Raw genomic sequence first — 19,386 nt, forward strand, 5'->3', positions numbered from 1 at the left:
CGGGACGGCGGCCAGCCCGCTGAAGCCGTCGCCGGGTTGTTGGCAGAGTTCCTCTCGGCCGCCCGGGAGAGCCTGGATGTGGCGATCTACGACCTGGCGCCCAGCGGCCCGGCGGCTGACACGCTGCGTGCAGCTTTCCAGGCGGCCGCGGGTCGGGGAGTCAGGGTCCGCTTGCTCTTCAACCAGGAGCCGCCCCGGCGGAGCAAGCCGCTGCCGCCGCCTGGCTTCGTGGATTGGGATTGGCTCAAGGCTCTGGGAGTTCCCTTCCAGCCCATTCCGGGCGAACCCGATCTGATGCACCACAAATACGTGGTCCGAGACGTCGCGACGCCGGAGGCGGCCGTCTGGACGGGCTCGACCAACTGGACGACTGACAGTTGGACCCGGGAAGAGAACGTCATAGTCCGCTTGGCCGAGCCGGTCATCGCGGCTGCTTACGGGGCCAACTTTGAGGAGCTGTTCCAGTTGCGCTCGGTCCAGGGCTCGGGCCAGGAGGAGCCGGAGTGGCGGCAGCCCCAACCCGACCTGCGGCTGCGGGCCTTCTTCACTCCTGGTCGCGCCCAGAAGCTGGTCCATGAGATCGCTCAGCGCCTGGCGCTGGCCCAGCGCCGGATTCGCATCTGTTCGCCTGTCCTCACCTCGGGTCCGGTGCTTGCGAGTCTGGCCGAGACCATCTCCAGGCAGGGCCCAGACATCGCCGGGTGCTTTGATGAGACCCAGATGGACGAGGTGCGTCGCCAGTGGGGTTCGCAGCCCCAATCGGCCTGGAAGTTGGGCCTTTGGGCTCGGATCTCGTCCGCAGTGCCCTGGGGCGCCAAGCGCTCGGAGCCCTACGCGCCAGGTTCGCTGCACGACTTCATGCACGCCAAGTGCACAGTGGCCGACGACACAGTGTTCGTGGGCAGTTTCAACCTCTCCCACAGCGGGGAGGCGAACGCTGAGAACGTCCTCCAGATCGAGCACGCGCCCACGGCCGACGCGTTTGCCGGCTACATCGACGAAGTCCGCGCCCGCTATCCGTGGACGCCGCCGGCCGCGAAGATCCCGGGCGGGGCGTCGGGAGACTGAAGGTAGAGGTGTCTGTCCGTCTGCGGCTGCTCTTGGCTCTGCTCGCGCTCGGGGCACTGGCCGCCGGGGGCCTTGCCTACCAGCTGATCAGCCTCCGCAGCAGCTCCGCACCGGGCACGCTCCTGGTCCTGGCTGCCGCCGCGCAGCCCGACCGGCTCGGACCTACCAGGATCTCGATCGGCGCCGGCTCCTTCGACGTCTCGGGCGGAGTCCCGCGCGCGCCTGAGAGCGCCAAGCTGAAGGAGCTCAGCGTTCGGCCCGGCAGCTATGAGCTCCAGATTCCCGGACAGCCCGCAGCCCGCAAGATCACCATCTCCAGCAACCAGGTTCAGCCGCTGCTGCTGGCGGTGGAGGGGGGACGCGTGCCGGCCGGCGGCGCCTACATCGGCGACCAGGAGCTGAATCTGGGCCTGCAGGAATTGGGCGGCAAGCTGACCAGGCCCGCCGATGTCAGCCTCCAGGACCAAGCGGGCCGGCCCCTGGATCGGAGCACCTTCACCGGCCGGGACACAGTTGTGGCCGCGTTCCACACCAACTGCCACCAGACCTGCCCGCTCTACACAGGCCTGCTCTTCCAGCTTCGCCAGGCAGCACCTGATGTCAACCTGCTCGAGGTGACCACCGATCCGGGCACCGACACTTCGCAGGTACTGGCTCAATATCGCGAGCGCATAGGCGCCGACTGGCTCTTCGCCACCGGCAGCCAGGACGCCATCGCGGAGTTTTGGGCGCCTTTCGGCATTCAATCCTCCACCGGTGACACCCACACGTCAGGACTCGTCCTCATCGACCGCCACGGCTATGTGCGCGCCGCTTACACGGGGGCGCCGGACGTGGGGGGCAAGCTCCCCGCCCAGCTAAGCGCCGAGCTGGACCCGGCCGGTCGCGAGCTGCTGGCCGGCCATGGTGAGGGCTGGGGCTCAGCGCAGGTGCTGGAAGCCTTGAAGACGGTTACTGCGAGCGAGCCGTCCCGGTCGGGCAGTCCAGCCCCCGCCTTCAGCCTCGCCGCTGGCGACGGCGGCAGCGTGACGCTGGAGCAGTTCAGGGGCCGGCCGCTCATCCTGAACTTCTGGTGGACCGGTTGCCCGCCCTGCCGGCAGGAACTGCCGGCACTGCAGCGGTTTGCCGCCCAGCACCCGGAGACCAGCCTGCTGCTGGTCGACAACCGCGAGAGCCAGGCGACCGCCAGCGGCTATCTGCGTTCGATCGGGGTCAGGGCGTCGCTGGCACTGGATCAGGACGGGCGCGTCGCGGCGGCCTACCGAGTCGCAGGGTTCCCGACCACAGTTCTGGTGGGCCCCGACGGCACCATCCGCGATCAGCAGGCAGGACCTGTCAACGAGGCGGCGCTGGCTCAGGCGCTCACGGCGCTGCACTGATCGGAGCTGAGCTGGGCAGCGGGACCCTGATCCCCGCCTAGACTGGACGCTGGTGAACCAAGCGGCCGCAACTTCCAGCCGAGCCAGGCGCGGCGCGTTCTCCCAGATCCGGGACTACCTGAGCCTCATGAAGCTGCGGGTCGTGCTTCTCTTGGTTCTCACCGCGCTCGGCGCCATGCTGCCGGCGGCGCACGGCGTGCCCCGACTGGAAGCTGTGCTGGCTGTGCTCCTGGGCGGCACGCTGGCCGCCGGTGGGGCCTCCGCCATCAACGCCTGGTTCGACCGCGACATCGACGCCGTGATGGCTCGGACTCGGCGGCGGCCGGTGCCGGCGGGGCGCATCCCGGCCCGAAACGCCCTTGTCTTCGGCATCCTCTTCAACGTCGTCGCCTTCCTGGTGCTGTGGCGCGCCGCGAACCTGGTGGCTGCCTGCCTGGCCCTCATCGGCACGCTGATCTACATCTTCGTGTACACCATTTGGCTCAAGCGTTCGACGCCTCAGAACATAGTCATCGGCGGAGCGGCTGGCGCCATGCCGCCGCTGGTGGGCTGGGCTGCGGTGACCGGCGGCCTGGACTGGACTGCGCTGTCGCTTTTCGCTGTGATCCTCTTCTGGACGCCACCGCACTTCTGGGCGCTGGCGCAGATGATCCGGCGCGATTACCAGGCGGTGGAGGTGCCCATGCTGCCAGTGGTCGCACGAGCCGGCTCGGTGAAACGGCAGAGCCTGGTCTACGCGGTGCTGACACTGGTTGTCAGCCTGGTGCCGTTTCTCACCCATGCCGAGGGCGCCATCTATCTGGCCGGCGCCCTGGTTCTGGGTCTGGGCCTGGTGACGCTGTGCCTGCTCGATCTGGTCAGGCGGGGCTGGACGCGGCGGCTCTTCGGCTACTCCTCCATCTACCTGGCCGGGCTGTTCGCGCTGCTCGCTCTCGGCACCGTCGCCGGCTAGTGGTCCACTAAAAACCACGTGCGGGGTCCTCTGGTGCCCGCCGGCTGGCTGGCTGAGCACCTGGCTCAACCTGAGCTTTCGGTGCTCGACTTTCGCTGGTATCTCGATGGCCGCTCGGGCGCTGCCGCTTACGCCGAGGGCCATATCCCCGGGGCTGTCTTTGTCGACCTGGCCGAAGTCACCGGCGACCGCTCGGGCGCCGGCCGCCATCCTCTACCCGGACGGCAGCAGTTTCAAGCCGCCATGCGCCGGGCAGGCGTGGGGCGCAGCTCGCAGGTGGTGGTCTACGACGACCAGGGTGGCTTTGTTGCCGCCCGGCTCTGGTTCCTGCTTCGCTACTTCGGCCATCATCAGGTGTACCTGCTGGATGGCGGACTGCAGGCTTGGACGGGGGAAACGAGCCGCGAGCCGGTGACAGTCGCCCCGGGGGACTTTCAGGCCGCAGAGCCGTCGCACGATTGGGTGCTCGATTACGGGCAGATGCAGGGCCTGCCGGCCGGGACAGTCTTGGTGGACGCCCGCGCCCGAGAGCGTTTCAGCGGTGAGACAGAACCGATCGACGCCCGCGCCGGTCACATCCCAGGCGCGCGCAACGCCCCCTGGTCAGGCAATCTGGATGCTGAGGGTCGATTCCTGTCTGCCGAGCAGCTGCGGCAGCGCTTTCGCTCGCTTGGAGTGGGCGCCGGCAACACTGTCTGCTACTGCGGCTCGGGTGTCAGCGCCTGCCACAACCTGGTCGCATTGGAGCTGGCAGGCATTTCCGGCACGCGCTTGTATGAGGGCTCCTGGAGCGATTGGTCGTCCCGACCCCAGGCGCCTGTCGAGACAGGACCAGATCCCGGCTCTGGCTGAAGCACACTTTGGCGGCAAAGCAGCAGCCGGTCTCGGCGAGCAGCAAGCCGACGAGTAATTCTCAGCCCTGGTCCGACACTTCTCGCCTTACCGATGACGGGAGGCAGGGCGCTTGTTGCCCTAACCTACAGCGATGCTGCTCGAAGGAAAGAAACTGCTGATCACAGGGGTGCTCGATCGCAAGAGCATTGCTTTCGCCATCGCTGAAGAGGCGCAGAAGGCGGGGGCCGAGATCGTCCTCACCAGTTTCGGCCGCGTTGCCAACATCACCCGAATGATGGCTAAACGATTGCCCCAAGCGGCTGATGTTTTGGAGCTCGACGCCACCAAGCAGGAGGATGCGGAGGCCGCCGGCGAGGAGCTGATAGGCCGCTGGGGCCGACTGGACGGTTGGGTTCACTCCATCGCCTTCGCCCCTGACGACGCGCTCGGCGGCAATTTTCTGCAGACGCCTTGGGAGAGCGCCGCCACCGCTTACCGGGTCAGCGCTTTCTCGCTGAAGACGATAGCGGCAGGACTGCTCCCGGCCATGCAAGAGCGGGGCGGTTCGATCGTCGCTCTCGACTTCGATAACTCGGTGATGGCCTGGCCTTCCTACGACTGGATGGGCGTCAGCAAAGCCGCCCTGGCGGCGGTGGTCCGCTACTTGGCGCGCGACCTGGGGCGCTACAGAATTCGCGTCAACGCAGTTGCCTCGGGGCCGGTTCGCACCATCGCCGCCAAAGGTGTTCCCGGCTTCGATCAGGTCGAGAAGACATGGGCCAAGCGGGCGCCGCTGGGCTGGGACACACGTGACCCCAGCCCGGTGGGCAAGAGCGTCTGCGCGCTGCTCAGCGATTACCTGCCGATGACCACGGGGGAGGTCCTCCATGTCGACGGCGGCCACCATGCGAGCGGTTCCGAGCTGATCCCACCATCAAGTAGTCGCCGGGACTAGTGTCCCGCGCCGGACCCACTTTGCACTACATGCTGGGTGGACCGGGCGCAGCGCCCCCAGATGGTGCTACACTCCCCGCAAATCTCTCAATGGAGGTCCGCTTGCGGGAGTGTCTCTTGATCTACGTGGATGCTGCTCTCGACCGAAATGGCCGGGCCGGATGTGGCCTTGCAGTTTTTTTTCGCGGCCGATTGCTCTATGCCGAGTCTTTCGGTTTGGACCATACGGGCGGCTCGGCCCAGTTGGAGGCGCAGGTGTGCGCCGGCGCGCTCGACCTGGCGGCGGCCCGCTGGCCGGCTTATCGCGTGGTTGTACGCACCGACTGCGCGCCGGTGGTTCGCAGCCGGTCTCAAGCCAGCGAGACATTCCGGCTGGCCGTCAGCGAGGTGCGGGAACGTGTTCGTCACCGGCATCGGGTAGTACGTTATGTGAGCCGCCGTGCCAACCCGGCCCACGAACTTGCCCGCGAGGGACTGCGGAGCATGAGCAAGCGCAACCTCTCACTGGCGGCGTGATCCGGGTTATATTGACTTTTCCAACCACAGCGAAAAAGGCGTCTGAAGGAGAAGTCTGAATGTCTGAACAAGAAGTCATAGCAACTGCCCCGCGTCGGCGAGGCCGCCCGCCGGGCAGCAAGAATCGCACCACTGCTGGAACCGCCACGCGCGCGGGAAGTCGGAGTCGCGATACGCGCAGCAAGGGGCCGGAACTCGTCGAGACTTTGAACACCATGGTCAACGACCTGATCAAGGAGAACCGCAGCCTGAAGCGCCAGCTCGAGAAGGCCAATCAGGGTGGCGGCGCGGCGGCCGCCTCCATCGAAAAGGGTCTTCGCAACCTTCAGCGGCGCGTGGAGCGCGCCTTCACTGCCGGCCCCACAACTCGCCGTCGGCGGACTACTCGCGCTGGCGCCGGGACCAGCCGACGTCGCTCGAAGACGACCCCGACTCAAGGCTAGCGATTGCAGTTCGGCAGCGGGCGGGTGTTGAAGCGCCCGCCCCGGGGCTTGTTTTCGATCACGTCCAGATAGCGGTTGCAGACCTGGTGGCCGCTGCCGCCAGGTTCCATGCCGATTACGGGCTGCGCTCGATAGCCGGAGGCCGTCACCCCGGCCGCGGCACCGCCAACCGGATTATCCCGCTGGGTGATTGCTATTTAGAGCTGATCACCATCGCTGACGAAGATGAGGCCGAGCGCCATCCCGCTTCTCGGCGAGTCGTTCGCGCGGTGGCTGATGGGACTCTCTTTCCGGTCTGGATCGCCACGGTTGACGACTTGGCGGCGGAACGCGAACGGCTGCTCCGTCTGCGGCTCCCGCTACCTGCCCTGACCGAGGGCTCGCGAACGAAGCCTGACGGGAGTCGCCTCGAATGGCGCATGCAGGAACTGGTCGCTGACGGGGAACCGAGTCCTCTGCCCTTTCTCATCGAGTGGCAGGTACCGGCTGAGCAGTACCCAGGCTGGCTGCCGCCAGCAGACCCCCAGCGCCGCGTGCGGTTCCGATCGCTGCTGCTGTCGGACCCCGACCCGGCCCGCGCCCGGAGCCTTCTCGGCGAGGTGCTGAAGGGCCAGGCGGGCTGGTGGAGCGTCGAGGAAGGCGAGGCCGGTGTGCGCGAGGTCAGGCTGGCAGGACCACGCGGACCTATCCGGCTGAGTAGTGTCTGAACCCGCTGAAGAGAATCTCTCTCGGGTCCAACCAGCCGTTCAGTTAACTAGCGGTAGCCGGGCCGCCAGGCGTTCTGCGGCACCTGCTCCTGGCCGGCCAGCCGGTAGGCGTCCATGATGCTCCAGGCCCAAAGGCCGAAGCCGCCCATCTCCATCGGGACTCCCACCGCCGCGCCGACCACTGTGAGGTCCAGATCGGCGCCGAAGAGCTGAAGCCCGGCGAACCCGGCAAGGGTCATGAGGCCCTTGGCTTTGTGGCCGAGGTAGATGTGACCCAGGCCCGGCACGACGCTGAGCGCGGCGGCCAGAAAGCGACTCCGGCGCTGCAAGGTCGGTGGGGCGGCGGCCTGCAAGCCACAAGTGAGACAACCGGCGGCGGGATGAGCGAGCGGGGAACCACAGTTGCCGCAGAGGGTGGTGGGGGTTGCCATTTGCGAACTTGATACCCGGAACTGTTAGCCTCGAACCATGCCCGGGCGGCGAGCAGCACTGAGGCGGCTGGAGTCAGCCCGCGAGGAGTTTTCGGGCGTAGCCCGGCGATGGCTGAGGAGCAGTTGAAAGGTAAGCAGTGAAGCCAGACGGTAGGCACAACCTGACCGACTACGAGGCGACCGTCCGTGACTTCCGGCTCCAGGTCCCCGACCGCTTCAACTTTGCGCGAGACGTGGTGGGCCGCTGGGGGCAGGACCGCGACAAGCTGGCCATGCTCTGGCTGGCCGGCGACGGTTCGGAACGGCGGCTGACGTTTCGCGATTTCGACCAGCGCTCGGAGCGGGTGGCGCAGGTCCTGCAGCAGCAGGGAGTCCAGGCGGGTGACAGGGTGATGGTCCAGCTGGGCCGGGTCCCTGAGTGGTGGGAGGTGCTGCTCGGCTGCTTCAAGGCCGGCGCGGTGGCTGTGCCGGGCCCGGTTCTGCTGACTGCCAAGGACATCGCCTACCGCTCGCAGCTGGCGGAGGCCGTCGCCTACGTGACGGACGCTGACGGCGCCGCGCGTGTCGACGAGGTGCGGGCTGAGTGTCAGGGCCTCCGAGTGTTGCTGCAAGTCGGCAGTGAGAGCAGGCCTGGCTGGCTCGACTACGAAGCCGAGGTGGAGGCTGCCTCCGGCCACGTTCGGATGGTCGACACTGCCAGCGCGGATCCCGCGCTCATCTACTTCACCTCGGGCACAGTCGGTCCGCCCAAGATGGTTCTTCACACCCACGCCTCGTATCCGATCGGCCACGTGATCACCGGCCGCTTCTGGCTGGATTTGCGCCCTGACGACCTGCATCTCAATCTCTCTGAGACAGGTTGGGCCAAGGCCGCCTGGAGTTCCTTCTTCGGACCTTGGAATATGGGGGCGGCGCTCTTCGTGCAGGACGCGAGGGGCAGGTTCTCCGCTGCCGAAACACTGGATCTCTTGGACCGGTACCCGATCACCACCTTCTGCGCGCCACCGACCGCCTACCGGATGCTGGTCCTGGAGGACCTGGGCCGGCGGCAGCTGGAAAACCTGCGCTGGTGCGTCGGCGCCGGCGAGCCGCTGAACCCAGAGGTGATCGAGACCTGGAAGCGGGGCACAGGTCACGAGATCCGCGACGGGTACGGCCAGACCGAGACCATCCTGCTCTGCGCCAACTATCCCACGCTCCAAGTCAAGCCAGGCTCGATGGGCAAGCCCTCGCCCGGCATTACTGTCGCGGTCATCGACGAGGAAGGGCAGTCGCTGGCGCCTGACAACGAGGGGGACATCGCCGTCAGGACTCGGCCCGAGCGGCCGGTCGGGATCTTTCGCGAGTACTGGCGGAACCAGGCCGCCACCGCGGCGGCGCAGCGGGGCGATTGGTACGTGACGGGGGACCGTGCCTATGTCGACAAGGACGGCTACTTCTGGTTCGTCGGTCGGGGTGATGACGTGATCATCTCGGCCGGTTACCGCATCGGCCCTTTCGAGGTCGAGAGCGCGCTGGTCGAGCACCCGGCCGTGGCCGAAGCCGCCGTCGTCGGCAAGCGGGACGAGATGCGCGGCACGATAGTGAAGGCTTACGTGATCACGGTGCCCGGCCACGAGCCAACGCCGCAGCTGGCGGCAGAGCTGCAGGAGCACGTCAAACGGCAGACCGCTCCCTACAAGTACCCACGCGAGGTGGAGTTCGTGAGCGAGCTGCCGAAGACGATCAGCGGCAAGATCAGGCGGGTGGAGCTGCGCCAGCGAGGCTGACCGCCGCCCTGTTCAGCGGCTCCGGCGGCACCCTGGGCAGCATCAGCGCAAGGCAGAATATGCCGAGCGCGGCGCCGGCGTGGACCCAGAAGGGGACCCTGCTGCTGTGCAGATGGTCGAGCAGCACGCCGCCGGCCAACGGTCCCAGGAAAGCCAGTGCGTAGCCGGCGGTCAGAACTATTGCCGAGAAGCCTGCCACGTCACCGCTGCTTCGGGCCAGCAGGGCGGGCAGGGCCATGGAGCCTGTGAAGGTCATGCCGATGGAAGCACTGATCAGCCCCGCCCACAACCAGGCCAGCCCGGTCAGGCCGAGGGCAAAGCCGAGCGAGCCGGCCAGCATGAGGATCCCGGCACCTGCATAGAAGGAGCGTGAGGTGGCCCAGGGCCGCCGCAGCAGCAGCAGGACTGCGGCCAGCGGCAGGTTGACAAGGTTCAGCACGAGCAGGGCCCCGGTCAGGGTGCCCGGCCCCGCTGAGCGAAGCGTGAAGGGAAGCCAGGTACTGGTCCCGTAGTAGACGAGGCTCTGCGCGCCGAACAGCCCGGCCACCTGCCAGACGGCCGGTTCGCGGGTCAATGCCAGAATGCGGCCCGGCGTGGCGGTGCTGCCGCTCTCCCGGGGAGCCCAGAGCTGCCAGAGGCACGCCGCCACGAGGATGGGGACTGCCCAGATGACAAACGTGCCGCGCCATCCCGCCAGGAAGAGCAGGGGGACGGTCAGGGTCGCGCCGCAGAGGCCGCCCAGGCCGAGCGAGGTGGTGTAGATGGTCGAGGCGCGTTGGATGGCGGCGGGGAAGCAGGTTCTGATGAAAACCATCAGCGCGGGCTGGACGACAGCCACGCAGAGGGCCAGGACGGCACTGAAGAGAAAGAGTGAGAGCGGCTCCGGGGGCCCCAGCCTGAGCAGTGCTGCCAGCCCGAGGCCGGCCGTGGCGAGCGCGACCACCGCCCGGGGGCCGAAGCGGTTGACAAGATGGGCGCCCGGGATCGCCGCCGCGCCCAGGCCCAGCACTGGGATGGCTGTGAGAGCGCCTGCAGCAGAGAAGGAGAGGTGCAGCTCGTCGCGGATCTGGGGCAGCACCGGCCCGACGCCGACGATGACTGCGCGGAGCTGGAAACCGACCAGGCCGATGAGCACCGCCAAGCGCAGACCCGCAGCCGAGCGCAGGCGGTATTGGCCGGTTTCCTGCATCCGACGAGTTTAGGTAGGCAAGCTACATGCCAACTCGTTGGTAGGGTAGTTAGTTTGACTGCCATTCTTGAGCTGTCAGGGGTGACGCGCGCCTTCGGTGAGCGGACTGCTCTGGAGGACGTCAGCCTCAGTCTGCGGCCGGGGGAGCTTGCCTTCCTGATCGGACCGAGCGGTGCTGGCAAGACGACGCTGCTCCGCTTGATCAACCGAGAGCTGCCGCCCACCCACGGTGAGGTGTGGGTGGACGGGATTCCGGCGCACAGGATCAAGCCGGGCAGGATCCCGGCGCTCAGGCGCCGCGTGGGTGTGGTCTTCCAGGACTTCAAGCTGCTGCCGCGCCTGACGGTGTTGGAAAACATAGTCTTCGCGCTGCAGGTGACCGATCTCAAGGTCTCCGACAAGCAGGCCCGCGATCGCGCTCTCGACGCTCTGGAAGCTGTGGGGCTGGGCGATCGAGGCGCGGACTACCCGGCTGAGCTGTCAGGTGGCCAGCAGCAGCGGGTCTCGATCGCCCGGGCGATAGCTCGCCAGCCCGGCCTCGTCATCGCCGACGAGCCGACAGGCAATCTCGACCTGGACACAGGTGTCAGCATCATCGATCTCTTCACCGACATCGCTCGTTTTGGCGCCGGCGTGCTGGTGGCCACGCACAACCTGCAGATAGTCAGGCGCCGGCAGCAGCGCACGCTGACGCTCGTCAACGGCCGACTGGTGCGCGACGAGCCGGCAGGCCGGGTGGGAAAGCTGGGATGGGCCCAGTCGTCCTGAAGGCGCCGTTCCCACGGCGGACTGTCTACCTGACTGTCGTGCGGAACGTCCTCCACCACCTGTTTTTTGGCGCGGCCGTCAGCTGGGCCCGAAACCTGGCCGGCACGGCGCCCGCTCTGATCTCCATGACCCTCCTGCTGATCCTGGCCGGCGTGGTCGGACTCGGCGGCTTCGCTCTGCACCTGCTGGCCGACAGGGAGTCGTCCGACGCCGCTGTGCTGCACGTCTATCTGAGTGACGACGCCAGCCCCACCGACGTGGACGCGCTTCGGGTAAAGCTCAGCGCCGACAGCCGAGTGCGGTCGGTCAGCTACACGAGCAAGGCTGACGCGCTCAAGAAGGCGCAGAACCGGCCGGGCCTGGGGGATCTGGCCAGCGGCGCCGGCAGCAACCCGTTTCCGGCCAGCCTGGACGTGAAGCTGAAGCGCGTTGAGGACGTGTCGGGGGTGGCGGATTCAGTCAGCAAGGAGAAGGCTATCGACCCTGTGCAGCCGACTTCCTACGATCCCGGCGCCTACGGCCGGCTGCAGAAGGCGCTGACCTATCTCGCGGTCGGGGGTGGGGCCTTCCTGGCCATCTTTGGCCTGGTGGCGGTGCTGGTCACCTCGAACAGCATTCAGAGCGCCATCCATGCCAGGCGGGAAGAGATCTCCATCATGGGCTTGGTGGGCGCGCCCAACTGGATGATCCGCGGTCCCTTTCTCTTCGAGGGAGCGCTCACGGGTGGCATCGCGGGCCTCATCGCCGGCCTGCTGGTTTCCATTGGAGCCGGGGTGGGAGCAACGGTGGGCGGCTCGAACCGGTTGGGGGCGCTGGTGCCCGGGTTCACTGTATCGACTGGCGTTGCGGCTGGACTGATCCTTCTGCTGGTGGGCATCCTGCTCGGCGCGGCCGCCTCCCTCATCGGTCTCCGCCGGCACCTGATGGTTCCGGAGTCGGCCTAGGGCCGAGCGGCGTGGCCCACGCGCGCAGGCGCAGCCCGGCCAGGGCCGCCAGGACCAGGCCCACAGAGCCGTCGATAAGGCTGTAGCCGCCGGCGATCGCCGATGGCGGATTGCCCGAGGGCACCCCATCCCAGGGCGCGACAGGCAACCAGGTCCAGTCGCCCGCCAGCGTGCCTGCCAGCTCCAAATCAAGCGTGGCTAAGAAGATGGCCGCGAAGAGGGCATAGCGCTCAGTCTTCAGGATGCACCAGGCCAGCACAGGCCAGCAGAGAGCGCCCTGCACGTCAAGGCGGTGGGTGACCGGCGGCAGAACCGTCAAGCCGGCGATCGCATACAGGGTGCAGAGCGCCAGCACCACCTGAGCGGCCCGGCGGCCGTGCTGTCTGAATACGGGTAGCGCGGCGGCGGTGACCCCGAACAGGTAGACCAGGCCGTGGCCAGGCGGGACGTATAGGGGCAGGTTGTGCCAGCGGTATCGATAGACACCCCAGATGAGCGACCCGAAGATTTCGAAGATTGTGGCGATACCCACGCAGAGCCAGACCTGCAGCCGCTGGCCCCGGGGCAGCTTCAGCGTGCAGAGCCAGAGCACGAAGAAGGTCAGGACGCCCAGCGCCGACTGCTGAGCCAGGCTCTGCGTCCGCGAATCCAGCAGCAACAAAAGCGGGGTGTAGGCGAGCAGATAGAGATGCAGCCAGTAAGGCTTGACCGCGACCAGTAGGCGACTGCGGCTGCGAGTCAGCGCGCCGGACGATGCGTAGCTTGACACCAAGTCCAGGCTAGCCGGAGGCCGCCCACCGGCCCGCCAAGGTGCTTTGGCTAAGCCGGCCGGACCTTCGAGCGGGTCAGAAACCGTCAGTGGTTGCGGCCGACCAGGCGCCAGGCGCCGGGCAGCAGGCCGGCGGCGAGGAGTGACTTGATTGCGTCCCCGATCAGGAAGGGCAGCACGCCCAGCTGGATGCCCTTGAGCAAGCTGACGTGCAGCGTCGCGGCCAGCCAGGTGACGCCAAACAGGTAGATGACAACGCTGCCGGCGGCCATGGCAGCGAGGGTGGTCAGCGGGCTGCGATCGAGGCGTCGCTCCGCCAGCTCGCCCAGCAGGGAGGCGGCCACCACGAAGCCCAGGATGTAGCCGAACGAGGGCAGGTAAAGCGCTTGCCAGCCGCCGTGGCCCTGGGCGAACCAGGGCACCCCGGCGAGACCGGCGAGAGCGTAGACCGCCATCCCGGCCAGTGCTCGGCGCCAGCCCAGGGCCAGGCCGCCGACGAGCACGCCGAACGTCTGGCCGGTGACCGGAACCGGGGTGAAGGGGAGCGGGATCACAACCTGGGCCAGGATCCCGACCATCAGCGCAAAGCCGATGACGAGAGCGGCGTCCCTGAGCAGGGAGCCGGCAAAGGCGTCGGCCAGCACTGGCTGGCTGCGGCGCGCCGCGGCGTTAGACGACATCATTTCCTCCTCAGATCATCAGTCGCCAGGTTCAGGCAGATCCGGGGGCTCATCGTAGCCAGAGCCGGCTGCTCGCCGGCCGCCCGGCGGGGTCCAGATGTCGCCCGAGCTGGCGCGATCTCCCTGGAACGGCCTCAGCGGTCCCCCCGGTTCCTGGCCGCCGCCTCCGCCGGCCGCCGGCCGGCCTGGGCCCTGGTTCTCATCGGGGGGCGGCGGGGGAGCCGCGAGGTCAGCCTGGTCTGGGCCGGTGGGAGGCTGAGCTGCGGGATCTGGGACGGGAGAGTTCCCGGCGGGGCCGGCCGATCGGCCTGCGCTGCCCGGCTCCCGCGAACCCGCTGGAACTGAGCCGGGAGGAACGGCGTCGGTCGGCTCCGTCCCGGGCGGCACGCCGCCTGAAGCGCCGCTTGCGGTCTCGAGCCCTGTGCCGGCTGCGGCATCTCCCGCGGGGGGCAGCTCCGAGCCCGGGGTCAAAGGTGAGCCCGGTCGGGCCGATTGGCCGGTTCCGCCCAGGCGTGCACCGGGTGTGCCGGGGCGGTTGTAGGGGTTCCCGGCAGGACCCACGCCACGATGCGTCACCACAGTCGGCGGCAGCCGGCCCGGCGGGGTTCGGCGCGAGCGGACGATGAGGAAGATGGCCGCCGCCAGCGCCAGCAGCAACAGCAGCGGGAAGAGGATGAAGGGGAAGCGGAAGAGGGAGCCGAGCAGGCCGCCGCCACCGGAGCTCCCGGAGCCGGCCACAGGAGTGGCGCTGGGGGAAGCGCTGGGCGTCTCCGTCGGGGTAGGTGAGGGCACAGCCGTGGGAGTGGGCGTGGGGACAGCTGTGGGAGTTGGGGTCGGCGCCGGCTGGGCCTGGAACTGCCCACAGGCCGGCTGCACCCCGGCCGCTCCGCAGATGACGTGGGAACCTTCAGGAATGCCGTTTGGGATGACGACTATCGCCTGGGCGAGGTTGCCTGCGGCGTCGCTCTTGGCGACGCCAAGCTGCCTCTCTGGGCTGTCGATGTAGATCGGCACCGGCTGGTTGGCGGGGAAGTTGCTGCCGGTGACTGTCACCTTGGTCCCTGGTGGACCGGAGGTGGGCGAGATGTTGAGCACGGGACTGGGCGGAATCGGCGTCGGCACGGGAGTCGGCGGCGGCGTCGGTGTGGCGCCCAGCAGCAGAGGCGCGAACGCCAAGAGCAGCAGCGGCAGCCAGGCGGCTGGGCGTCGTCTCATACCGCAGGCCAGAGTACCGACCCCGCTCAGACCTCGCTTCGGAGAGGAGTATCCGAGCCCGCTTGACTGCACGATCAGTCGGTGAGGCCCGATCCGCAGGTCTGTGCGGTGGCAAGATCCGCCGGTGTCGCCGAACCGTAGTCTGTCAGGGCTGCTCTCGCTCCGCCGACTCGGATACCTCGGACTTGAGGCGATCCACGATTCGCGCCGCGGACTCTGCCTCGGCCGCAAAGTATGCCTGGCCCCACTCCGCAACCAGGGCCGGGTAGCGAAACTGCGGGTTGTCGGCCAGCCCCAAGCGGACCTCGCTCAGCTCTCCGAGGATATGGCGCATAGCTTCGACGTGCTCCGCCATGAGCTCGATGAGCCGGTTCGGCCTGGCATGGCTTCCGAAGAACAGTCGCAGCGCCACCGAATGCTTGAGAACGGGCGGCTCCAGGGGTGCCTCGTTCAGCCAGTGTCGGAACGCGTCGAGTCCCTGCTCCGTGATGCGGTACAGGCGCTTGTCCGGGCGGCCCTCCTGCTCGACCTCGCGGGAAGTGACGTAGCCCAGACCCTCGAGGCGTCGCAGCTCGGCGTAGATCTGGCTTTGGGCCGGGCTCCAGTAGAAGAAGCGCAGGTTGAGCGCCCACCTCCGCATTTCATATCCGGAGAGCTCACTGCCGAAGGCCAGGAGCCCGAGCACCGCGTTGCTTGTATTGGGAAGGGCCAGTCGCGACCTGGTGACTTTCCTATGACTGATTGACATAGTCCACAGCGTTATGATACCGTGGCCGAATCACTATATCGGGTCGTCATATATCAGGAGGGCATAACCTTGGCGATCAAGCAGGTGACCGTCGTCTCGGTTCCCGTTTCCGATCAGGACCGGGCCAGGGCCTTCTACGTCGACAAGCTGGGTTTCGAACTCATCCGCGAGGATGCCTCCATCCCAGGCTTCCGCTGGGTTCAGGTGGCGCCGAAGGGAGCCGCCACTTCACTGACACTGGTCAACTGGTTCGACAGCATGCCCGCCGGCTCACTGCAGGGGCTGGTGTTCGTGGCGGACGACCTGCGGGCGGAATGCGAACGGCTCGCGGCCGACGGGGCAGAGTTCGAGCAGCTGCCGGAAGAACGGCCCTATGGGCTCGAGGCGGTGTTGCGGGACCCGGACGGCAACCGCCTGGTTCTACAGCAGGGCTGAGGCGACGTGGCCTCGGCGCCAGGACTGGCGCCCATTAAGCGCCTGCCACAATCTACTCAACGAACTTTGGCGCAGGACGCTAGACAGGAGGCCACGGTATCGACCAGTCGGAGGTGGGCTCCGGCAGCCGGAAGCCGGGTTTGGCGGCGGCTCGCAGCCGCCGGCCGAGAGTTCTGAGCTCGGCCCTGCTCAGCAGCTGGGAGAGCTGCCCGTCCAGCGATCCCCCGGCCAGTGACTCCGCCGCCCGGCAGAGATCATCCCGGAGCGCAGGCGGCACCGGCTGGCCGGCCTGGTCCCAAATCACCGTTCGCAGCTTGGGCTCGACATGGAACGTGAGGCCGTGATCGATGACCCACAGCTTGCCGGTGGCGTCGAACAGGCAATGCCCCGCCTTGCGATCGGCGTTGTTGGTGAGGACGTCGAAGAGCGCCACGGGCAGCCAGTCCGGCGTTGGGCCGGCGGGCGGCCGCAGATAGCTGAGGCGGGGATCAGCGTCGATGTACATCTGCAGGGCACCGACGCCGTGGGGCGCTTCGACCCTGACGACCGTCGGTGGAATGCTCGGCCAGCCGAGATGCCTGGCCAGACGGTAAGCCGCCACCTCTCGCCGGAAGAGCGTGCTGGGGGGGAAGTCCCAGAGCGGGGTTTCGCCCTGAGCCGGCTTGTACACGGCCAGGCGGCTCTCGCTGGGACCGCTCACTTCGACCAGGAACGTGTAGTTGGACGAGCGCCTGAAGAGCCCCTTCAGCTCGATCTCGGGCAGCCCGGTCAGCGCCTCCTCGATCGACTCCAGGTCCCACTTCCGGGGCAGCACACTCTCAGACGATGAGTCGGGCGCCATTGGCGGCGGGACACGGATGCCCGCTCGGGTCCATGGGCAGGCCGCAGCGCGAACAAGTGGGCCGCCCGGAGGTGACCACCACCATGGCCTGGCGTGCCAGGAGCAGGATCTGCTCGGCGCTCAGCCAGCAGCGGGCGGTGGCCAGGCTCTCGGGATCCTGCTCGGCTTCGGTGGCCTGCTCGCGAGCCATGAGCACGAACTTATCCCGGCCGTCGTGGAAGCCAAGGCCCAGTTCCCCAACGCTCCATTCGGCTTGCCCATACTCGGCGGGAGGCGGGGTGGCTCCCTCCAGACTCGACTCCAGGCCCTGCGCCTCGAGCAGCTGCACGATCCGGGCGATCAGCCCCTGAACATGCACCTTCTCACAGTCCAGGATCGCCCGCTGGCCCGAGCCCTCGATCTGAAGGAAGAACTGACGCTGGCCAGGTTGGCCCTCGGCCCCGACACTGACGGAGCTGACCGGGTCGAACTCGAAACTGCGAGCCACTAGGGCTAGCCTACAGTCCAGCGCGGAGGCGTTTGCTGCCCCCAAAGCCGGGGAACGCTTCAGGCAGTGAATCTCAACAATCGGAGGACCAGATGCCGAAAACAGTAGGAATCGACCTGGGCACGACCAACTCCGTGATCGCTGTCATGGAAGGCGGCGAGCCGGTGGTCATCCCCAACTCGGAGGGGTCGCGGACGACTCCCTCTGTCGTCGCGTTCACCAAGTCAAACGAGCGGCTGGTGGGCCAGCTGGCGCGCCGCCAGGCGGCCGTCAACCCGGAGAACACCATCTCCTCGATCAAGCGCTTCATGGGCCGCACTTTCGCCGAGGTCGACTCGGAGCGGAAGATCGTGCCCTACGACGTCAGGTCCGGCAAAGAGGATCGCGTCACAGTGCAGGTGCCCAACGCCGGTAAGGAGTTCACGCCGGAGGAGATCTCGGCGATGATCCTGCAGAAGCTCAAGGCCGACGCTGAGGCATATCTGGGCGAGAAGGTGACCGACGCGGTCATCACAGTGCCCGCCTACTTCAACGATTCCCAGCGGCAGGCGACCATGAACGCCGGGCAGATCGCGGGCCTCAACGTGCTGCGCATCATCAACGAGCCGACCGCCGCCTCGCTCGCCTACGGGCTGGAGAAGAAGGCCAACGAGACCATCCTGGTCTTCGACCTGGGCGGTGGCACCTTCGACGTCTCGGTGCTTGACGTAGGGGACGGCGTCTTCGAGGTGAAGTCGACCAACGGCGACACCCACCTGGGCGGCGACGACTACGACCGCAAGATCGTGGACTGGCTGGCCGACGAGTTCCGGAAGGAGAACGGCATCGATCTGAAGGCTGACCGGCAGGCCCTCCAGCGCCTGACCGAGGCGGCCGAGCGGGCCAAGATCGAGCTCTCGCAGCGGCTGGAGACGACCGTCAACCTGCCCTTCATCACAGCCGACCAGACAGGGCCCAAGCACCTGGAGATGACTCTCACGCGGGCCAAGTTTGAGTCCCTGACCGCCGATCTGACCAAGCGCCTGCGGGCACCCTTCATGGCTGCACTGCAAGACGCGGACCTGACGCCGCAGCAGATCGACGAGGTGGTGCTCGTCGGTGGCTCCACCCGAATGCCGGTCGTCCAGCAGCTGGTGCGGGAGCTGGCGGGCGGCAAGGAGTCGCACAAGGGCGTCAATCCCGATGAGGTGGTAGCCATCGGCGCCGCCATCCAGGCAGGCGTGCTGAAGGGCGAGGTCAAGGATGTCCTGCTTCTGGACGTGACCCCGCTCTCCCTCGGGATCGAGACGATGGGCGGCGTTTTCACGAAGCTGATCGACCGCAACACGACAATCCCGACGTCTCGTTCGCAGATCTTCAGCACTGCAGCTGACAATCAGACCTCAGTTGAGGTCCACGTGCTTCAGGGTGAGCGCGAGTTCGCGCGTGACAACCGCACTCTCGGCCGCTTCCACCTGGACGGCATAGCGCCGGCGCCGCGGGGCATGCCCCAGATCGAGGTCGCGTTCGACATCGATGCGAGCGGCATCCTCAGCGTGAAGGCTGTCGACAAGGGCACGGGCCGCGAGCAGTCCGTCACCATCACCGCCTCGTCTGCACTCGACAAGAGCGAGGTCGAGCGCATGGTCAAGGACGCTGAGTCGCATGCTGCCGAGGACCGCGGCAAGCGGGAGGAGGTCGAGCTGCGCAACCAGGCCGACCAGATGATCTACCAGGCCGAGAAGGTTCTGCAGGAGCATGGCGACAGGGTTCCTGCCGACGTGAAGAGCGAAGTGGAGACCAAGCTCGAGACTCTCCGCGGCGCCAGCAAGAACGGCGATGTGGCGACGCTGAAGAGCACGATGGATGACTTCAACGAGACTCTGCAAAAAGTTGGCCAGCACGTCTATCAGGAGGCTGGCGCCACGTCCGGCACCGGCGCCGAACCGACTGGTCCCGCAGACAAGGGGCAGGACGACGTGGTGGACGCGGATTACCGCGAGGTCAAGTAAGCCGCTTCGTTGATCGACCAGTAAGCAAAGGGGCGCTTGCCAACGGCGGGCGCCCTTTTCATTTCTTTCGGCGGGATCAACCGGTCGCATAATCTGCGACTCCTTCACATTGGGAGTTGCGGTCGCCCGGGAGCCGACGGGGGTGTGCGAGTTCAGCACATAGAGGACAGGTGTCTCGGGACATAGTGGACACCCAGCAACGCTGGGAGGTGCGTGATGTCTCGAGGGCGCTACTTGGTGGACGCGGTCCTGCTAGAGGGCCGGAG

21 protein-coding genes are annotated in these 19,386 nt (G+C 67.3%); 13 read left to right on the plus strand and 8 right to left on the minus strand.

Translation table 11 applies throughout. The features are described from left to right. Window positions 1-36: 36 nt before the first annotated feature. The 8 genes from ACR2MZ_RS12675 to ACR2MZ_RS12710 all read left to right on the plus strand — a co-directional run bounded on the left by ACR2MZ_RS12675 (window position 37) and on the right by ACR2MZ_RS12710 (window position 6,853). Complete coding sequence (locus tag ACR2MZ_RS12675; protein WP_434005400.1) at window positions 37-1,068, plus strand: phospholipase D-like domain-containing protein; 1,032 nt, start codon at window positions 37-39, stop codon at window positions 1,066-1,068. Between the two features lie 8 nt (window positions 1,069-1,076). Beyond that, window positions 1,077-2,447, plus strand: a complete 1,371-nt coding sequence (locus ACR2MZ_RS12680) for a redoxin domain-containing protein (protein ID WP_434005401.1) — start codon at window positions 1,077-1,079, stop codon at window positions 2,445-2,447. A 52-nt stretch (window positions 2,448-2,499) separates the two neighbouring features. Beyond that, window positions 2,500-3,399, plus strand: a complete 900-nt coding sequence (locus ACR2MZ_RS12685; RefSeq protein WP_434005402.1) for a heme o synthase — start codon at window positions 2,500-2,502, stop codon at window positions 3,397-3,399. 18 nt (window positions 3,400-3,417) lie between these two features. Continuing rightward, window positions 3,418-4,251, plus strand: a complete 834-nt coding sequence (locus ACR2MZ_RS12690; RefSeq protein ID WP_434005403.1) for a sulfurtransferase — start codon at window positions 3,418-3,420, stop codon at window positions 4,249-4,251. 133 nt (window positions 4,252-4,384) lie between these two features. Further along, window positions 4,385-5,188 (plus strand): enoyl-ACP reductase FabI, encoded by an 804-nt coding sequence (gene fabI / locus ACR2MZ_RS12695; RefSeq protein ID WP_434005404.1) that lies wholly within the window; start codon window positions 4,385-4,387, stop codon window positions 5,186-5,188. A gap of 89 nt (window positions 5,189-5,277) precedes the next feature. Continuing rightward, window positions 5,278-5,703 (plus strand): ribonuclease H family protein, encoded by a 426-nt coding sequence (locus ACR2MZ_RS12700; RefSeq protein WP_434005405.1) that lies wholly within the window; start codon window positions 5,278-5,280, stop codon window positions 5,701-5,703. Window positions 5,704-5,762: 59 nt separating this feature from the next. Then, window positions 5,763-6,146: a hypothetical protein gene (locus ACR2MZ_RS12705; RefSeq protein ID WP_434005406.1), complete on the plus strand. Its 384-nt coding sequence runs from the start codon at window positions 5,763-5,765 to the stop codon at window positions 6,144-6,146. A 2-nt stretch (window positions 6,147-6,148) separates the two neighbouring features. Then, on the plus strand, window positions 6,149-6,853 hold the full coding sequence (locus ACR2MZ_RS12710) for a VOC family protein (RefSeq protein WP_434005421.1): 705 nt from the start codon (window positions 6,149-6,151) through the stop codon (window positions 6,851-6,853). A gap of 47 nt (window positions 6,854-6,900) precedes the next feature. Here the strand turns inward: ACR2MZ_RS12710 and ACR2MZ_RS12715 are convergent, their stop codons facing one another. Next, entirely contained in the window at window positions 6,901-7,284 is a 384-nt protein-coding gene (locus ACR2MZ_RS12715) for a hypothetical protein (protein WP_434005407.1), read from the minus strand. A 137-nt stretch (window positions 7,285-7,421) separates the two neighbouring features. Here ACR2MZ_RS12715 and ACR2MZ_RS12720 point away from each other — a divergent pair, with 137 nt between their 5' ends. Then, window positions 7,422-9,053: an AMP-binding protein gene (locus ACR2MZ_RS12720; RefSeq protein ID WP_434005408.1), complete on the plus strand. Its 1,632-nt coding sequence runs from the start codon at window positions 7,422-7,424 to the stop codon at window positions 9,051-9,053. Here the strand turns inward: ACR2MZ_RS12720 and ACR2MZ_RS12725 are convergent. Further along, entirely contained in the window at window positions 9,022-10,242 is a 1,221-nt protein-coding gene (locus ACR2MZ_RS12725) for an MFS transporter (protein ID WP_434005409.1), read from the minus strand. The genes ACR2MZ_RS12720 and ACR2MZ_RS12725 overlap by 32 nt on opposite strands. A gap of 54 nt (window positions 10,243-10,296) precedes the next feature. On the opposite strand from ACR2MZ_RS12725, the gene ACR2MZ_RS12730 reads away from it, so the two are divergent. Both ACR2MZ_RS12730 and ACR2MZ_RS12735 read left to right on the plus strand, forming a co-directional pair. After that, complete coding sequence (locus ACR2MZ_RS12730; protein WP_434005410.1) at window positions 10,297-11,010, plus strand: cell division ATP-binding protein FtsE; 714 nt, start codon at window positions 10,297-10,299, stop codon at window positions 11,008-11,010. Next, window positions 10,992-11,954: a cell division protein FtsX gene (locus ACR2MZ_RS12735; RefSeq protein ID WP_434005411.1), complete on the plus strand. Its 963-nt coding sequence runs from the start codon at window positions 10,992-10,994 to the stop codon at window positions 11,952-11,954. Before ACR2MZ_RS12730 ends, ACR2MZ_RS12735 begins: the two co-directional genes overlap by 19 nt. Here the strand turns inward: ACR2MZ_RS12735 and ACR2MZ_RS12740 are convergent. The 4 genes from ACR2MZ_RS12740 to ACR2MZ_RS12755 form a co-directional block, all read right to left on the minus strand. Next, a complete protein-coding gene (locus ACR2MZ_RS12740) occupies window positions 11,911-12,723 on the minus strand; it encodes a hypothetical protein (protein WP_434005412.1) in 813 nt (270 codons plus the stop codon). The two genes, ACR2MZ_RS12735 and ACR2MZ_RS12740, sit on opposite strands and share 44 nt — an antisense overlap. 86 nt (window positions 12,724-12,809) lie before the next feature. After that, window positions 12,810-13,403 (minus strand): biotin transporter BioY, encoded by a 594-nt coding sequence (locus tag ACR2MZ_RS12745; protein ID WP_434005413.1) that lies wholly within the window; start codon window positions 13,401-13,403, stop codon window positions 12,810-12,812. A gap of 18 nt (window positions 13,404-13,421) precedes the next feature. After that, window positions 13,422-14,618: an IPT/TIG domain-containing protein gene (locus ACR2MZ_RS12750; RefSeq protein ID WP_434005414.1), complete on the minus strand. Its 1,197-nt coding sequence runs from the start codon at window positions 14,616-14,618 to the stop codon at window positions 13,422-13,424. A gap of 145 nt (window positions 14,619-14,763) precedes the next feature. Further along, on the minus strand, window positions 14,764-15,303 hold the full coding sequence (locus ACR2MZ_RS12755; RefSeq protein ID WP_434005415.1) for a PadR family transcriptional regulator: 540 nt from the start codon (window positions 15,301-15,303) through the stop codon (window positions 14,764-14,766). Window positions 15,304-15,435: 132 nt separating this feature from the next. Here ACR2MZ_RS12755 and ACR2MZ_RS12760 point away from each other — a divergent pair, with 132 nt between their 5' ends. After that, entirely contained in the window at window positions 15,436-15,801 is a 366-nt protein-coding gene (locus tag ACR2MZ_RS12760; protein WP_434005416.1) for a VOC family protein, read from the plus strand. A gap of 79 nt (window positions 15,802-15,880) precedes the next feature. Here the strand turns inward: ACR2MZ_RS12760 and ACR2MZ_RS12765 are convergent, their stop codons facing one another. Both ACR2MZ_RS12765 and ACR2MZ_RS12770 read right to left on the minus strand, forming a co-directional pair. After that, window positions 15,881-16,615 (minus strand): protein kinase family protein, encoded by a 735-nt coding sequence (locus ACR2MZ_RS12765; protein ID WP_434005417.1) that lies wholly within the window; start codon window positions 16,613-16,615, stop codon window positions 15,881-15,883. A 4-nt stretch (window positions 16,616-16,619) separates the two neighbouring features. Then, window positions 16,620-17,129, minus strand: coding sequence for a DUF3090 family protein (locus ACR2MZ_RS12770; protein WP_434005418.1), 510 nt, complete (start codon window positions 17,127-17,129; stop codon window positions 16,620-16,622). Window positions 17,130-17,221: 92 nt separating this feature from the next. Here ACR2MZ_RS12770 and dnaK point away from each other — a divergent pair, with 92 nt between their 5' ends. Further along, window positions 17,222-19,120, plus strand: coding sequence for a molecular chaperone DnaK (gene dnaK, locus ACR2MZ_RS12775; RefSeq protein WP_434005419.1), 1,899 nt, complete (start codon window positions 17,222-17,224; stop codon window positions 19,118-19,120). Window positions 19,121-19,386: the final 266 nt, after the last annotated feature.

The sequence above is a fragment of the Candidatus Dormiibacter sp. genome, assembly GCF_050999135.1.
In the GTDB taxonomy this organism is placed as follows: Bacteria; Chloroflexota; Dormibacteria; order Dormibacterales; family Dormibacteraceae; genus Dormiibacter; species Dormiibacter spiritus.

Coding starts and splice junctions, on each gene's coding strand:
- fabI (WP_434005404.1), top strand. CDS start 4,385: ATGCTGCTCGAAGGAAAGAAACTGCTGATCACAGGGGTGCTCGATCGC.
- ACR2MZ_RS12700 (WP_434005405.1), top strand. CDS start 5,278: ATGGAGGTCCGCTTGCGGGAGTGTCTCTTGATCTACGTGGATGCTGCT.
- ACR2MZ_RS12705 (WP_434005406.1), top strand. CDS start 5,763: ATGTCTGAACAAGAAGTCATAGCAACTGCCCCGCGTCGGCGAGGCCGC.
- ACR2MZ_RS12715 (WP_434005407.1), bottom strand. CDS start 7,284: ATGGCAACCCCCACCACCCTCTGCGGCAACTGTGGTTCCCCGCTCGCT.
- ACR2MZ_RS12725 (WP_434005409.1), bottom strand. CDS start 10,242: ATGCAGGAAACCGGCCAATACCGCCTGCGCTCGGCTGCGGGTCTGCGC.
- ACR2MZ_RS12735 (WP_434005411.1), top strand. CDS start 10,992: ATGGGCCCAGTCGTCCTGAAGGCGCCGTTCCCACGGCGGACTGTCTAC.
- ACR2MZ_RS12745 (WP_434005413.1), bottom strand. CDS start 13,403: ATGTCGTCTAACGCCGCGGCGCGCCGCAGCCAGCCAGTGCTGGCCGAC.
- ACR2MZ_RS12750 (WP_434005414.1), bottom strand. CDS start 14,618: ATGAGACGACGCCCAGCCGCCTGGCTGCCGCTGCTGCTCTTGGCGTTC.
- dnaK (WP_434005419.1), top strand. CDS start 17,222: ATGCCGAAAACAGTAGGAATCGACCTGGGCACGACCAACTCCGTGATC.